Annotated in this window: 14 protein-coding genes and 1 pseudogene; 9 read left to right on the top strand and 6 right to left on the bottom strand. The window is 71.5% G+C overall.

Features of this window, described 5'->3' with window-relative positions; translation table 11 throughout:
- The first annotated feature begins 96 nt into the window (after positions 1–96).
- The gene (locus ACFYZE_RS26130; RefSeq protein WP_388998754.1) at positions 97–1,497 is read left to right on the top strand and encodes a M1 family metallopeptidase; all 1,401 of its coding nucleotides are present in this window, start codon (positions 97–99) and stop codon (positions 1,495–1,497) included.
- 68 nt (positions 1,498–1,565) lie between these two features.
- Positions 1,566–2,264, top strand: coding sequence for a trimeric intracellular cation channel family protein (locus ACFYZE_RS26135; RefSeq protein ID WP_388998976.1), 699 nt, complete (start codon positions 1,566–1,568; stop codon positions 2,262–2,264).
- A 289-nt stretch (positions 2,265–2,553) separates the two neighbouring features.
- Here the strand turns inward: ACFYZE_RS26135 and ACFYZE_RS26140 are convergent.
- A pseudogene (locus ACFYZE_RS26140) lies at positions 2,554–3,354 on the bottom strand (alpha/beta hydrolase); the annotation flags it as partial.
- Between the two features lie 220 nt (positions 3,355–3,574).
- On the opposite strand from ACFYZE_RS26140, the gene ACFYZE_RS26145 reads away from it, so the two are divergent.
- Complete coding sequence (locus ACFYZE_RS26145; RefSeq protein ID WP_388998757.1) at positions 3,575–4,435, top strand: thioesterase family protein; 861 nt, start codon at positions 3,575–3,577, stop codon at positions 4,433–4,435.
- A gap of 320 nt (positions 4,436–4,755) precedes the next feature.
- Here ACFYZE_RS26145 and ACFYZE_RS26150 read toward each other — a convergent pair whose 3' ends face one another.
- A complete protein-coding gene (locus ACFYZE_RS26150; protein ID WP_388998759.1) occupies positions 4,756–5,403 on the bottom strand; it encodes a TIGR03086 family metal-binding protein in 648 nt (215 codons plus the stop codon).
- Positions 5,404–5,519: 116 nt separating this feature from the next.
- Between ACFYZE_RS26150 and ACFYZE_RS26155 the strand changes: the two genes are divergently transcribed.
- Positions 5,520–6,485, top strand: a complete 966-nt coding sequence (locus tag ACFYZE_RS26155; RefSeq protein WP_388998761.1) for a helix-turn-helix transcriptional regulator — start codon at positions 5,520–5,522, stop codon at positions 6,483–6,485.
- Between the two features lie 57 nt (positions 6,486–6,542).
- On the opposite strand, the gene ACFYZE_RS26160 is transcribed toward ACFYZE_RS26155, so the two are convergent.
- Complete coding sequence (locus ACFYZE_RS26160) at positions 6,543–7,169, bottom strand: TetR family transcriptional regulator (protein WP_388998764.1); 627 nt, start codon at positions 7,167–7,169, stop codon at positions 6,543–6,545.
- Positions 7,170–7,303: 134 nt separating this feature from the next.
- Between ACFYZE_RS26160 and ACFYZE_RS26165 the strand changes: the two genes are divergently transcribed.
- The 3 genes from ACFYZE_RS26165 (at position 7,304) to ACFYZE_RS26175 (ending at position 9,070) form a co-directional block, all read left to right on the top strand.
- A complete protein-coding gene (locus ACFYZE_RS26165; protein ID WP_388998767.1) occupies positions 7,304–7,471 on the top strand; it encodes a hypothetical protein in 168 nt (55 codons plus the stop codon).
- Between the two features lie 39 nt (positions 7,472–7,510).
- Positions 7,511–7,819, top strand: a complete 309-nt coding sequence (locus ACFYZE_RS26170) for a DUF4190 domain-containing protein (protein WP_388998770.1) — start codon at positions 7,511–7,513, stop codon at positions 7,817–7,819.
- Between the two features lie 87 nt (positions 7,820–7,906).
- A complete protein-coding gene (locus ACFYZE_RS26175; RefSeq protein WP_388998772.1) occupies positions 7,907–9,070 on the top strand; it encodes a cysteine desulfurase family protein in 1,164 nt (387 codons plus the stop codon).
- Between the two features lie 17 nt (positions 9,071–9,087).
- Here ACFYZE_RS26175 and ACFYZE_RS26180 read toward each other — a convergent pair whose 3' ends face one another.
- Complete coding sequence (locus ACFYZE_RS26180; RefSeq protein ID WP_388998775.1) at positions 9,088–9,744, bottom strand: N-acetylmuramoyl-L-alanine amidase; 657 nt, start codon at positions 9,742–9,744, stop codon at positions 9,088–9,090.
- An 84-nt stretch (positions 9,745–9,828) separates the two neighbouring features.
- Between ACFYZE_RS26180 and mnmA the strand changes: the two genes are divergently transcribed.
- On the top strand, positions 9,829–10,953 hold the full coding sequence (mnmA, locus tag ACFYZE_RS26185; RefSeq protein WP_388998778.1) for a tRNA 2-thiouridine(34) synthase MnmA: 1,125 nt from the start codon (positions 9,829–9,831) through the stop codon (positions 10,951–10,953).
- A 17-nt stretch (positions 10,954–10,970) separates the two neighbouring features.
- Here mnmA and ACFYZE_RS26190 read toward each other — a convergent pair whose 3' ends face one another.
- Positions 10,971–11,753, bottom strand: a complete 783-nt coding sequence (locus tag ACFYZE_RS26190; RefSeq protein WP_388998781.1) for an alpha/beta fold hydrolase — start codon at positions 11,751–11,753, stop codon at positions 10,971–10,973.
- Between the two features lie 36 nt (positions 11,754–11,789).
- Positions 11,790–12,113 (bottom strand): DUF427 domain-containing protein, encoded by a 324-nt coding sequence (locus ACFYZE_RS26195; RefSeq protein WP_388998784.1) that lies wholly within the window; start codon positions 12,111–12,113, stop codon positions 11,790–11,792.
- A 51-nt stretch (positions 12,114–12,164) separates the two neighbouring features.
- On the opposite strand from ACFYZE_RS26195, the gene ACFYZE_RS26200 reads away from it, so the two are divergent.
- Positions 12,165–12,704 carry a TIGR00730 family Rossman fold protein gene (locus tag ACFYZE_RS26200; protein ID WP_388998979.1) on the top strand — a complete coding sequence of 180 codons (540 nt, stop codon included), beginning with the start codon at positions 12,165–12,167 and terminating at the stop codon, positions 12,702–12,704.
- The last annotated feature ends 13 nt before the right edge of the window (positions 12,705–12,717 follow it).

Genomic DNA, 12,717 nt, shown 5'->3' on the forward strand with positions numbered 1-12,717 from the left:
AGTTGGCAAAGTCATGCACATGACCGAACGGGTGAGTGCAGAGTCTGGCGTGACCGTCCGATCGACTGATCGGCGCACGCTCGAAGGGATGACTCCATGGCACTCTCCCGTTCGGCACGTTCGGCGCGCTTAGGGGTTCTGGCCACCGCGGCGGCCTCCTTCCTCGCCGTCGCGGCGTCCTCCGCCCCGGCCCCGGGCTCCGACGGCATCGGCGACTCCTACTTCCCGCAGCTCGGCAACGGCGGCTTCGACGCCCGCCACTACGCCCTCGACGTGGCGTACGCCCCGGACACCGGCCGCCTCGACGGCCGTACGACGATCACGGCCCGTGCCACCCAGAGCCTGACCTCCTTCGACCTGGACCTGCAGCAGCTTCAGGTCACGAGGGTCGAGGTGAACGGCAGACCCGCCCGGTTCACGCGCCAGGGCGACGAGATCCGCATCACCCCGCGCGGCGTTCTGCCCAAGGGCCGGGACTTCACGGTCGCCGTCACCTACGGCGGCATCCCGCAGCCCCTCGGCGGCCCCATCGTGTTCGGCTCCAAGTACGGGTGGATGAAGACCGCCGACGGCGTCTTCGTCGCCTGCGAGCCCAACGCCGCCTCCACCTGGTTCCCGTCCAGCGACCACCCCTCCGACAAGGCCACTTATGACATCCGCATCAAGGCGCCCAAGGGCCTGACCGCGGTCTCCAACGGGCGGCTCATATCGACGTACGACAAGGGGGACCAGACCGTCACCCACTGGCGGGAGTCCAAGCCGATGGCCACCTACCTGGCGACGGCGACCATCGGCAAGTTCGACGTGCGGACCGGGAAGACGCCGTCCGGGATCCCGATCTACGTCGCCATCGATCCGGTCCTGAAGAACAGCAACAGCGTCGACGTGTACGCCGTCACCGCCGAGGCCACCGACTACTGGTCGAAGGTCTTCGGCCCGTACCCCTTCGAGGAGACCGGAGCCATCGTCGACGACATGCCCGAGGCGGGCTTCTCCCTGGAGGTGCAGTCGAAGCCCGCGTACTCGGCCGTCCGCAACGAGACGACGATCGTGCACGAGCTGGCCCACCAGTGGTTCGGCGACTCGGTCTCGGTGGCGCACTGGAAGGACATCTGGCTCAACGAGGGCTTCGCGACCTACGCCCAGTGGCTGTGGGCCGAGCACAAGGGCACCCGCTCGGCGCACGACTCCTTCGTCGCGGCGTACGACGCCCGCCCCGCCGACAACGCCTTCTGGCAGGTCAAGGTGGCCGATCCGCAGCGCGACACCATGTTCGCCTCCGCGGTCTACCAGCGCGGGGCGATGACGCTCCAGGCGCTGCGCGAGCGCATCGGTGACAGGGCGTTCTTCGAGCTGCTGCCCGCCTGGACCGGGCTCCACCGCTACGGCAACGCGAACACCGGCGACTTCATCCGGCTCGCGGAGAGGATCTCGGGGCAGCGACTCGACGACCTGTTCCAGAAGTGGATCTTCACCACGGGCAAGCCGTCACTGTAACCTCGGCGCAATCGCGTGTTCGCCTTGCTTTGTAAGGTGCACCCTCATGGATGGGTGAGAATATAAGGGTGCTCCAGCAATTGTTCAGCCCCTCCGTCCAGCACACGCTGGACCTCGTCGGCATCTTCGTCTTCGCGATCTCCGGCGCGCTGCTGGCCGTCCGCAAGAACTTCGACGTCTTCGGCATCGCCGTGCTGGCCGAGGTCACCGCGCTGGGCGGAGGGCTGTTCCGGGACGTGGTCATCGGCGCCGTGCCGCCGGCCGCGTTCACGGATCTGGGGTACTTCCTGACCCCGCTGCTCGCCGCTCTTCTGGTGGTCTTCCTCCATCCGCAGGTGGAGCGCATCCAGGTCGCCGTCAACGTCTTCGACGCGGCCGGTCTCGGGCTGTTCTGCGTCGCGGGGACGACGAAGGCGTACGACTACGGACTCGGCCTGACCGCGTCCGCCGCCCTCGGCCTCGCGACGGCCGTGGGCGGCGGTGTCCTGCGCGACGTCCTCGCCAACGAGGTGCCCTCGCTGCTGCGCTGGGACCGCGACCTCTACGCGGTCCCGGCGATCGTCGGGGCCACCATGATCGCGCTCTGCATACGTTTCGACGCGCTGACCCCGTTCACCTCGGGGCTCGCGGTCGTCACCGCTTTCGTACTACGCCTGATGGCGATGAGGTACCACTGGCGAGCTCCGCGCGCTTGGAACCGGCGGTCCAATGTGGCTGAGGAAGACTCCCCGTGGCCTGGCCGGTCATCTGCTGGCTCAGCCAGGTGAACACCGTCGGGATCTGCGGCCGCCACAGGGCCATGCTGTGCCCGCCGGCGCTGCGCGGGATCCGCACCGCGCGCACCAGCGTCGGCGGTTTCGCGATCGCCTGCAGCGCGGCGGCCGCCTGGTAGCCGTCGCCGTCCTCGCCGGACAGGTAGAGCGAGATCCGCGGCGGGGTGCGGTAGCCCTTCAGGATGAAGTACGGGTTGTTCGCCCGGCGCAGCGCGACGCTCCGCGCGGCCAGCGAGCTGCGCTCGCCGATCGGGTCGTTGTACCCGGACAGGCTGATCGCTGCCCGGTAGCGGTCGGGGTGCGCGACCACGAGCTTCGCGGCGCAGTGCGCTCCTGCGGAGTACCCGGCGGCCGCCCAGCCGTCCGGGGCGGCCTGGGCGCGGAAGTTGTCCGTGATCATCTTGGGCACGTCGATGCTGAGCCAGGTGTCGGCGTTCACGGCGCCCGGGATGTTCGCGCAGCCGGTGTCGACCTTGGCGATGAGGTTGGTGCGCGGCGACACCAGGATGAACGGCTCCACCTGCCCGCTCTTCATCAGCGGCAGCAGCTGCTCGTGCACCTTCAGCGAGCCGAACCAGGCCTTGGCCGAGCCCGGGTAGCCGGACAGCAGCTCCACCACCGGGAACTTCTTGTCCTTGTAGGCGGGGTCGTTGTACTGCGGCGGCAGCCACACGTAGACCTCGGCGTCGACGCCGGAGACCCGGCCCTTGAGCTGGGTGACCTCCACCCCGCCGGCCGCGTGCATGCCCGGGCCGTCGGCCGGCGTGAATGTCTGTTTGACCTTGGGCAGAGCCTTGACCTGGATGCCGCCCGTACCGTCCTTGCCGAGATCGGCGGCCTGCTGCACGTGGTCGCCCGTGCCGAACAGGTCGGACCAGTTGTCGTAGAGGCTGTTGGCGTTGTTCACCAGGACGAAGACGAGGGTGACCGCCGTCGCCTGGGCGAACACGAGCATGAGCACCCGGACGGCCTGGCGCAGCACCATCGGGCCCCGCAGTCGCGACCACAGGAGCAGAGGCAGGATGAGGGCGACCGCCAAGAGGACGATCGACGTGATGAGGAACGGCGTCCCGGTCAGGCTCATCGGCTATGCGGCTCTTCCTGTGAACGGGCGGAACGGGCTGTACGTCTTCTGAGAGGGAGACAGCGGGCCGTCGGTCACGGACGAGTGGGGACACTTACCGAGAAATTGCCAAAACCTCACCGGAGAACGGCCGAAATTCGTCCTGAGGTCCGGCGGGACGTCATCTACTCGACACACCTAAAAGCTACTGCTTAGTAATTTCCTGTTGTACGGTTCTGGCATGCCAGAAGCAGCTACCGCACCGGCCGCGCGGGCCACGATCGGCGACAGCGAGTTCGACCGCGACACCGCCGTCACCCGGCGGGAACCCGGCGTCTACGACATCGACCTCTCCGCGGGCTGGACGATCATCAACGCCGTCAACGGCGGCTATCTGCTGGCGGTCCTGGGCCGCGCCCTCGCGGACGCCCTGCCGCACCCGGACCCGTTCACCGTCTCGGCGCACTACCTGACCGCCTCCCAGCCGGGCCCGGCGGTCGTGCGCACGGACGTGGTGCGCACCGGCCGCACCCTCTCCACGGGCCAGGCGTCCCTCTTCCAGTACGACGAGGAGGGCCACGAGGTGGAGCGCATCCGCGTCCTCGCCTCTTACGGCGACCTGGACTCCCTTCCCGACGACGTCCGTACGAGCGCGCGGCCGCCCGCGATGCCGCCCCTGGAGCAGTGCTTCGGCCCCGAGGACGGCCCGGCGCCGGTCCCCGGCAGCTCGGCCATCACGGACCGGCTGATGCTCAAGCTGGACCCCGCGACCCTGGGCTGGGCGCTCGGCGCGCCCTCGGGGAAGGGCGAGATGCGGGCCTGGTTCGGCCTCGCCGATGGCCGGGACGCCGACCCCCTGTCCCTGCTGCTCGCGGTGGACGCGCTGCCGCCCACCGCCTTCGAGCTGGGAATCTCCGGCTGGGTACCGACGATCGAGCTGACCGTACACGTACGCTCCCGCCCGGCTCCGGGCCCACTGCGCGTCTCGATCACCACACGCAACCTGGCCGGCGGCTTCCTGGAGGAGGACGCGGAGGTCTGGGACACCGACGACCGCCTGGTCGCCCAGTCCCGCCAATTGGCCCGCGTCAAACTGACCTGACCCGAACCCCTGAACCGCCGTACCGCAGGCCAAACGGCCCGTGAGGCGGCCCACGCCGGGTCCGCGGGCGCGGAGCTGTGCCGGGTCCGGGCGGGCGGTGGAGCCGGGGCGCTGGGCGGAGCTGTGCCGGGTCCGGGCGGGCGGTGGAGCCGGGGCGCAGGGGCGGAGCCCCGCCAGGGGGTGGGGGACGGAGTCCCCGCCGGGGTCCCAGGGGCGGAGCCCCTGGTGGGGTCGAAGGGGCGAAGCCCCTGGGGATGGGAACGGGTAAGGGCGGCGGGGGCGAAACCCATCCCCGCCGCACCCGCCGCGCACCCCCCGCCCTACCCGTCCAGCGGCCGACGACCGAGCCACGCCGCCAGGCGCGCGTAGGCGTCCGCCCCCTCGGGGACCGGAACCGCCGACGCGAACGGCACGTCGTCACCCCGTTCCACCTCCGGCAGGACGAGGCGGGCCACCGCGAGCGCGAACTCCGCCAGTTCGGGGTCCAGGTCACCGGGCCGCCCCAGGGCCTGCCAGAGATCCCAGGTGTGGGCCACGCACTCCATCACATAACCGGACAGCGCGTTGCGCCCCGGCGCCTCCCCCCACGGCACGCGCACCGCCGCGTCCAGCCGGCCGTCGTCCGCCCAGCCCCGCCGCACCGCGGACCTGGCCTCGTCGTACGCGGCGGCCCAGCCGTCGTCCGGGACGCCGTCCACGAACGGGCGCACGGCCAGCCCGTCGCCGCCCGCGCCGACCTGTGCGATCCGCAGGGTGCCGCCGACGATGTGCGACAGCAGCGTCCGTACGTCGAACTCCGTGCACGGCGTCGGACCCTCGAGCCGCCCGGGCCGTACGGTCTCGATCAGTGCGGCGGCCTGCTCGGCGGCGCGGGCGTACACGGGGCGGGGGTCGATCACGTTGTCGGTGGTCGTGGCGGTGTGGGTGGTCGTCGCGGTGTCGCTGGTCCTGGCGGTATCCGTGGTCATGGCGGTCCTCTCCGTTCTGTTCGGGTCCTCGAGGGACGCAGACAGGGTCGCGCCATAACCTGACAGTTTCCGTCAACATTTGCGCCCCGGTCCCCCTACCCGCGATCCTGTCGCCCGTGAAGTCGGACCGCCTGCTGTCGATACTCCTGCTGCTCCAGACCCGCGGCCGCGTCCCCGCCCACGAACTCGCCGAGCGGCTCGAGGTGTCGGTGCGCACCATCTACCGCGACATCGAGGCCCTCTCGGCCTCCGGCGTCCCGGTGTACGCGGAGCGCGGACGGCATGGCGGCATCGAACTGCTCGCCGGATTCCGTACGGACGTCACGGGCCTGACCGCCGACGAGTCCCGCGCCCTGTTCATCCTGGCCGCCCAGGGCGCGCACGCCGCGCTCGGCCTGGACGCCGCCCTCGGCTCCGCGCTGCGCAAGGTGATGGCGGCGCTCCCCGCCCCGCACCGCCCGGCCGCCGAGGCCACCAGCCGCCGCATCCTGGTCGACGCCACACGCTGGAAGGGCGGCCCGCAGTCCGCCGTCGACCTGGACACCCTCCAGGACGCGGTGTTCGCCGACCGCCGCCTCAGGCTGCGCTACCGGCACAGCGGAGCCACCGCACCGCGCACGTACACCGTGGACCCGTACGGGCTCGTCTCGAAGGCCGGCGTCTGGTACCTGGTCGCCGACCGCCGCGGCACCCCCCGGCTGTTCCGAGCGGACCGGGTGCGCTCGGCGACCCTGCTGCCGGACCCGGTGCGGCGGCGCCCCGGTGTCGAACTCGCCGACGTCTGGGACGTGCTGCGCCGGCAGGTCGAGGAGCGGCCGGACGGCTTCGAGGTGACGGTCCGGGTGCGCCGCGCCATTCTGGACATGTTCCAGCGGCTGGCCGCCTCCGCGCTCGTCGCCCTTCCCGAGGACGACGGCGAGAGCCCCTGGGTGACCGCCCGGCTTTCGTACGGGTTCGTCCGCGAGGTGCGCCAACTGCTGATGTTCGCCGACCGGTTGGAGGTCCTGGACCCGCCCGAGGCCCGCGAGGAACTGGCGCGGGCGGCGGCCTCCGTCACGGCCCTGTACCGGCGTGAGGGCTGAGCCCCGGCACGAATACGCAGGTGAGCAAGGTGGTTCGGCGGGGCTGTCGCCCGCGCGTCACGCCTTCCAGTGGTGGCGGCCGATGCTGATCAGCCGCATCCGCTGGACGGCGAGCCGGGCCACCCGTTCCCGGTCCTCGGCAGCGCCCTCCATGGCCTCCAGGAACTGGGACGCGGTCATCAGCATCTGGTCGACGTACAGACCGGCGAGCATCAGCAGGTCCTCGTCGCTCCACCCCGCGGACTCGGGATGCTCGGCCAGGGCGACCTTCACCTCCTCGGCGAACCGGGCGAGTTGCCTGCGTATCGCCTCCCGCACCGGCTGGACACCGCCGTGCCGTTCGCGGGCGATAAACCGTACGTGTGCGGGGTACGCGTCCACATGACGGGCGATCAGGCCGACGGCGCGCTCGATGCGTTCGTCGCTGTCGCCGGTCGCGGAGACCGTTGACCCGATCATCGGGTGGAGGCTGCCGAGGGCCTCCTCGACCAGCGCCACGCCGAGATCCGCGGTCGACCGGAAATGCCGGTAGAAGGCGGTCGGCGCGACGCCGACCGCACGGGTGACCTCGCGCAGCCCCAGGCTGCTCAGACTCTGCTCCTCCAGCAGACCGAGCGCCGCGTCCAGCAGCGCCTGCCGGGTCTTCTGCTTCTGGACCTGCCGGATGCCGAGGGTGTGACTCATGCCATGCAGTTAACAACTGTTCTCTGGAATTGGAAAGCCATGCCACGCGCTAGACTGGGAAGTCAGTGAACAACTGTAACTACAACCGTTCACCGAAACGTAACGAGACGCATCCCGAAGGGGGATCTCGTCCCATGCTGTTCCTCGTCGCCGCGCTCCTGCTGCTGGGCACCGTCCTGGGCACCGTGGCCCACGCCCCGCTCTCCTTCACCCTCGTCGCCGCGGCCGTCATCGCCGTATGGCTCCTGGTCTTCGCGGTCCGCGAGCGGCACGGGCGCCGTCGGCACACGTCGGCCCACTAGAACCGCCGTACGTCCTTCGACTCTCGGGAGCTGACCGTCATGCAACTCACCGCCGTACGAACCAAGGAGAACGCCGCACGCGGCGAGGACACCGCCGCTCCGGCCCGCCGTACCGGGATGCGCGACGCGAACGGCATGGCCGTGGCGTCCTTCATCCTCGGCCTGCTCGGCCTGCTCGTCCTGAACCTCGTGCTGGGCCCGATCGCCATCGTCCTGGCCGCGGTGGCCCTGTGGCGCGGCACGACCCGCCGGGGCCGCGCCCTGCTGGGCCTCGGCCTGGGCGTGGCGGACCTGGTGCTCCTGGTGACGTTCATGCAGATGGACCACACGGTGTCCTGGAGCTTCTGACCGGCGCCGTCACCAAGCCGGGTGCGGCTGCGCCGAGGCCCGCCCGCACCGGCCGCCGAAGAGGTGGGGCCTAGAATTGGCGTCACCATGGCATACCTCGACCACGCCGCGACCACCCCGATGCTCCCCGAGGCGGCAGAGGCCCTGACCGCGCACCTCGGAGTCACGGGCAACGCCTCCTCGCTGCACGCATCGGGCCGCCTCGCCAGGCGAACCGTCGAAGAGGCCCGCGAGACCCTCGCAGAAGCCCTCGGCGCCCGCCCCAGTGAGGTGGTCTTCACCTCCGGCGGAACCGAGGCCGACAACCTCGCCGTGAAGGGCCTGTTCTGGGCCCGCCGGGCCGCCGACCCGGCCCGCACCCGGGTCCTCGCCAGCCCCGTGGAACACCACGCCGTCCTGGACGCCGTCCACTGGCTCGGCGAACACGAGGGTGCCACCGTCGAGTACCTGCCCGTCGACTCCTACGGCCGCGTCCACCCCGAGGCCCTGCGCGAGGCCATCGCCCGCGACCCCGACGACGTCGCCCTCGCCACCGTGATGTGGGCCAACAACGAGATCGGCACCGTCATGCCGGTCCGCGAACTGGCCGAGACCGCAGGCGAGTTCGACGTCCCGCTGCACGCGGACGCCGTCCAGGCCTTCGGCCAGGTCCCCGTCGACTTCGAGGCCTCCGGCCTCGCCGCGATGACGGTCTCCGGCCACAAGATCGGCGGCCCGTACGGCATCGGCGCGCTGGTCCTCGGCCGCCAGTACAGCCCCGTCCCGGTGCTGCACGGCGGCGGCCAGGAACGCCATGTGCGCTCCGGCACCCTGGACGTGCCCGCCATCGCCTCCTTCGCGGTCGCCGGACGGCTCGCCGCCGAGCAACGCGAGTGGTTCGCCCGCGAGATCGGCGCCCTGCGCGACGACCTGATCGAGGAGGTCCGCAAGGCGGTCCCGGACGCGATCCTGGGCGGCGACCCGGTGGACCGGCTCCCGGCCAACGCCCACTTCACGTTCCCCGGCTGCGAGGGCGACTCCCTGCTCCTGCTGCTGGACGCACAGGGCATCGAGTGCTCCACGGGCTCCGCCTGCACGGCAGGGGTGGCCCAGCCGAGCCATGTCCTGCTCGCCACCGGCGCCGACCCGGACCTCGCCCGCGGCACCCTGCGCTTCTCGTTCGGCCACACGTCCACGGAGGCCGACGTGGAGGCGGTCGCGAAGGCGATCGGCCCCGCGGTGGAGCGCGCGCGCACGGCGGGACTGACCTGACCCGGAGCCTCCGGGCCCTAACGGGCCGATGCCGTCCGCTCCCGCCGCACGAGCCCCATGTACCGCCCCCAGTCCCAGTGCGGCCCCGGATCCGTGTGGTCCGTCCCCGGCACCTGGGCGTGCCCGATTATGTGCTCACGGTCCACGGGTATCCCGTACCGCCCGCAGACCGCCGCCGTCAGCCGCGCCGACGCCGCGTACATCGCGTCGGTGAAGGACGACGCCTGCTCCACGAACCCCTCGTGCTCGATGCCGACGCTGCGCTCGTTGTACTCCCGGTTGCCCGCGTGGAACGCCACGTCCAGCTCGCGGACCATCTGCGTGACCCGGCCGTCCCGGCGCACGATGTAGTGGGCCGCCGCACCGTGCCCGGGGTCCTGGAACACCTTCACCGCGCTGCTGTAGCCGCCCTGGGTGACATGGATGATCACACGGTCTATGCCGTAGTCGTCCGGCCGGTCCGCGCGCCGCAGGTTCGCCGGCGACGCGGCCAGCCACCGGGCACCGGGGAAGTCGACCGCGCCCTCCACCCGCGGCTTCTCGACGCCGGGCAGCCGCCACCACACATGCGCCAGCTCCTGCCGCGCCAGCACGGCCGTGCCCACGGCGGCCGCCGTGCCACCGAGGAGCAGCGCCCGCCGCCCGAGCCGCCGGTCGGCGTCCTTGTCCGTCATGTGATCCCCCAGGTGATCCCCGCTGTGATCGTCAACGGATACTCGCCCACAGCGGTTCCCACGGCCCCGTACCCTTGAAGAGCTATGACTGACACCCCGCAGCGCCCCCTCCGCGTCCTCGCCGCCATGTCCGGCGGGGTCGACTCCGCCGTCGCCGCCGCCCGCGCCGCCGAGGCGGGCCACGAAGTGACCGGCGTCCACCTCGCGCTGTCCGCGAACCCGCAGTCGTTCCGCACGGGCGCGCGCGGCTGTTGCACCATCGAGGACTCGCGCGACGCCCGCCGCGCCGCGGACGTCATCGGCATCCCGTTCTACGTCTGGGACCTCGCCGACAGGTTCCGCGAGGACGTGGTCGAGGACTTCGTCGCCGAGTACGAGGCCGGACGCACCCCGAACCCGTGCCTGCGCTGCAACGAGAAGATCAAGTTCGCGGCGCTGCTCGACAAGGCGCTGGCGCTGGGCTTCGACGCGGTCTGCACCGGCCACTACGCGAAGATCGTGACGCTGCCCGACGGCTCCCGCGAGCTGCACCGCGCCTCCGACATGGCGAAGGACCAGTCGTACGTCCTCGGCGTGCTCGACGAGCAGCAGCTCGCGCACGCCATGTTCCCGCTCGGCGACACGCTCACCACCAAGGACGAGATCCGCGCCGAGGCCGAGCGCCGCGGCCTCGCGGTCGCCAAGAAGCCCGACTCGCACGACATCTGCTTCATCGCCGACGGCGACACCCAGGGCTTCCTCGCCCGCCGGCTCGGCAAGGCCGAGGGCGACATCGTCGACGAGTCCGGCGCCAGGCTGGGGACGCACGACGGCGCGTACGGCTTCACGATCGGCCAGCGCAAGGGCCTCAGGATCGGCACCCCCGCCCCGGACGGCAAGCCGCGCTACGTCCTGGACATCTCCCCGGTCACGAACACGGTGACCGTCGGTCCCGCGTCCGCCCTGGACGTCTCCGCCCTGACCGCCATCAAGCCCCGCTGGTGCGGAACCGCCCCGGCCGGCCCCGGCACCTACACGGCCCAGCTCCGCGCCCACGGCGGCGAGACCGAGGTGACCGCGGAACTGGCCGACGGCGAACTGAGGGTCCGCTTCGCCGAGCCGGTGCGCGGTGTGGCCCCCGGCCAGGCCATCGTCCTGTACGACGGCACGCGCGTGGTGGGCTCGGCGACGATCGCGTCCACGGTGCGGGCGACCACCGCGGTGGCGTAGCCCGCGGTCCCCGGCGGCTACCGGTCGAAGAACTCCGCCAGCACCGGCGCGAGCACCTCGGGATCCACCATGTGGGTCTGGCCCTCCAGCGTGCGGTGCGTGCCTCGGGGCGCCGCCTCGGCGATCGCCTCGGCCGCCCTGCGCAGCCACGGAGGGCTCGCGTCGCCCGCGACGGCCAGGACCGGCACGGTGATCGAGGCCAGCCGCTCCCGGGGCACCAGCCCCTCGCCCATCACGGCGTCGTCGTAGGCGAGGGTGTGCGCGATCGCCTCCATGTCCGCCCACATGGGGGACTGGCGGGCGGTCGTGATCACCGCCTCGGCCAGGCCGGTGAGCCTCAGGAACAGCTCCACCGCGTCCCCGCGCCGCCCGGCCGCGAGCGCCTCGGTGAGATTCCGGGTGTACTCCGCGCGCTCTTCGGCGCCGCCCTCCCCGTAGTCGGCGAACGGCACCTCGTACACCGCGACCTGACGCACCGGCAGCCCGCTCGCAGCCGCCCGCAGCACGAGCGCGCCGCCCGACGAGACGCCGTACAGCGACGCCTCGCCGCCCGCGGCCTCGATGAGCGCCGCCAGGTCCTCGACCTCGCGGTCGACCGCGTACGGCGCCGTGTCGCCACTCGAGCCCCGGCCCCGGCGGTCGTACACGATGACGCTGAAACGGTCCGAGAGGCGTGCGGCCAGGGGCGCCACCGTGGCGCCCGTGGACATCGCGCCGCTCACGAGGACGACCGCCGGGCCCTTACCGGAGCGTTCGTAGGCGATGGGGGTCCCGTCGCGCGAGATGGTCTGCTTGTCCATGCTTTCGAGACTGCCGCAGACCGCGGCGCTAATCGGTCAAGACACCTCGACTTCGTAGAAGCAGAGGTGGTCCTTGATCCGGGCGACGTCCGGCTTGGGGTCCGGATACGCCCAGACGAGGTCCGGCGCGTCCGGCAGGGACCAGTACGACGCCGTCCCCTTGAAGGGGCAGACCGTGTGGGTGTCCGAGGGTGTCAGGAGGTCCATCCGGACGTCCTCGACGGGGAGGTAGTACCGCACCGGACAGCCGGTCTCGCGCAGTACCAGGGGGCGGTCGCTGTCCGCCAGGATCTGTCCGCCGTGCACCACGCGCACGTGCCGGTCGCCCTGCTCGATGGTGATCGTGTGTCCTTCGGCCATACCGGAACAGCGCTCGCGGGCACCCGGTTCTTCCCGCGTACGGTGGTCGGCATGAACATCTGCGTCTTTCTCTCCGCCGCCGACCTCTCCGAGACCTACACCCGGCCCGCCCGCGAGTTCGCCGAACTGCTCGGCAAGGGCGGGCACACCCTGGTGTGGGGCGGCTCGGACGTCGGGCTGATGAAGGTGGTGGCGGACGGGGTGCACGAGGCCGGCGGCCGGCTGATGGGCGTCTCCGTCGAGTTCCTCTCGCACAAGGCGAGGGAGGGCGTCGACGAGATGGTGGTCGCCAGGGACCTCGCCGAGCGCAAGAAGCTGCTCCTGGAGAAGGCCGACGCCGTCGTGATCATGGTGGGTGGCACGGGGACCCTGGACGAGGCGACCGAGATCCTGGAGCTGAAGAAGCACGGGCACACCGACAAGCCGGTGGTCCTGCTGAACACGGCGGGCTTCTACGACGGCCTGAAGGAGCAGTTCCGGCGCATGGAGGACGAGGGTTTCCTGCCCAGGCCCCTCGCGGACCTGGTGTTCTTCGCCGAGGAGCCGGTGGGGGCGCTGGCGTACCTGGAGGAGTCGCTGGGGATCCAGTGACACGGTGGTGCGA

This window comes from Streptomyces sp. NPDC001796 (genome assembly GCF_042892355.1).
Classification (GTDB): domain Bacteria; phylum Actinomycetota; class Actinomycetes; order Streptomycetales; family Streptomycetaceae; genus Streptomyces.

Coding starts and splice junctions, on each gene's coding strand:
- ACFYZE_RS26150 (WP_388998759.1), bottom strand. CDS start 5,403: ATGACCACGGATACCGCCAGGACCAGCGACACCGCGACGACCACCCAC.
- ACFYZE_RS26195 (WP_388998784.1), bottom strand. CDS start 12,113: ATGGCCGAAGGACACACGATCACCATCGAGCAGGGCGACCGGCACGTG.
- ACFYZE_RS26170 (WP_388998770.1), top strand. CDS start 7,511: ATGCAACTCACCGCCGTACGAACCAAGGAGAACGCCGCACGCGGCGAG.
- ACFYZE_RS26145 (WP_388998757.1), top strand. CDS start 3,575: ATGCCAGAAGCAGCTACCGCACCGGCCGCGCGGGCCACGATCGGCGAC.
- ACFYZE_RS26190 (WP_388998781.1), bottom strand. CDS start 11,753: ATGGACAAGCAGACCATCTCGCGCGACGGGACCCCCATCGCCTACGAA.
- ACFYZE_RS26165 (WP_388998767.1), top strand. CDS start 7,304: ATGCTGTTCCTCGTCGCCGCGCTCCTGCTGCTGGGCACCGTCCTGGGC.
- ACFYZE_RS26200 (WP_388998979.1), top strand. CDS start 12,165: ATGAACATCTGCGTCTTTCTCTCCGCCGCCGACCTCTCCGAGACCTAC.
- ACFYZE_RS26130 (WP_388998754.1), top strand. CDS start 97: ATGGCACTCTCCCGTTCGGCACGTTCGGCGCGCTTAGGGGTTCTGGCC.
- ACFYZE_RS26175 (WP_388998772.1), top strand. CDS start 7,907: ATGGCATACCTCGACCACGCCGCGACCACCCCGATGCTCCCCGAGGCG.
- mnmA (WP_388998778.1), top strand. CDS start 9,829: ATGACTGACACCCCGCAGCGCCCCCTCCGCGTCCTCGCCGCCATGTCC.
- ACFYZE_RS26160 (WP_388998764.1), bottom strand. CDS start 7,169: ATGAGTCACACCCTCGGCATCCGGCAGGTCCAGAAGCAGAAGACCCGG.
- ACFYZE_RS26180 (WP_388998775.1), bottom strand. CDS start 9,744: ATGACGGACAAGGACGCCGACCGGCGGCTCGGGCGGCGGGCGCTGCTC.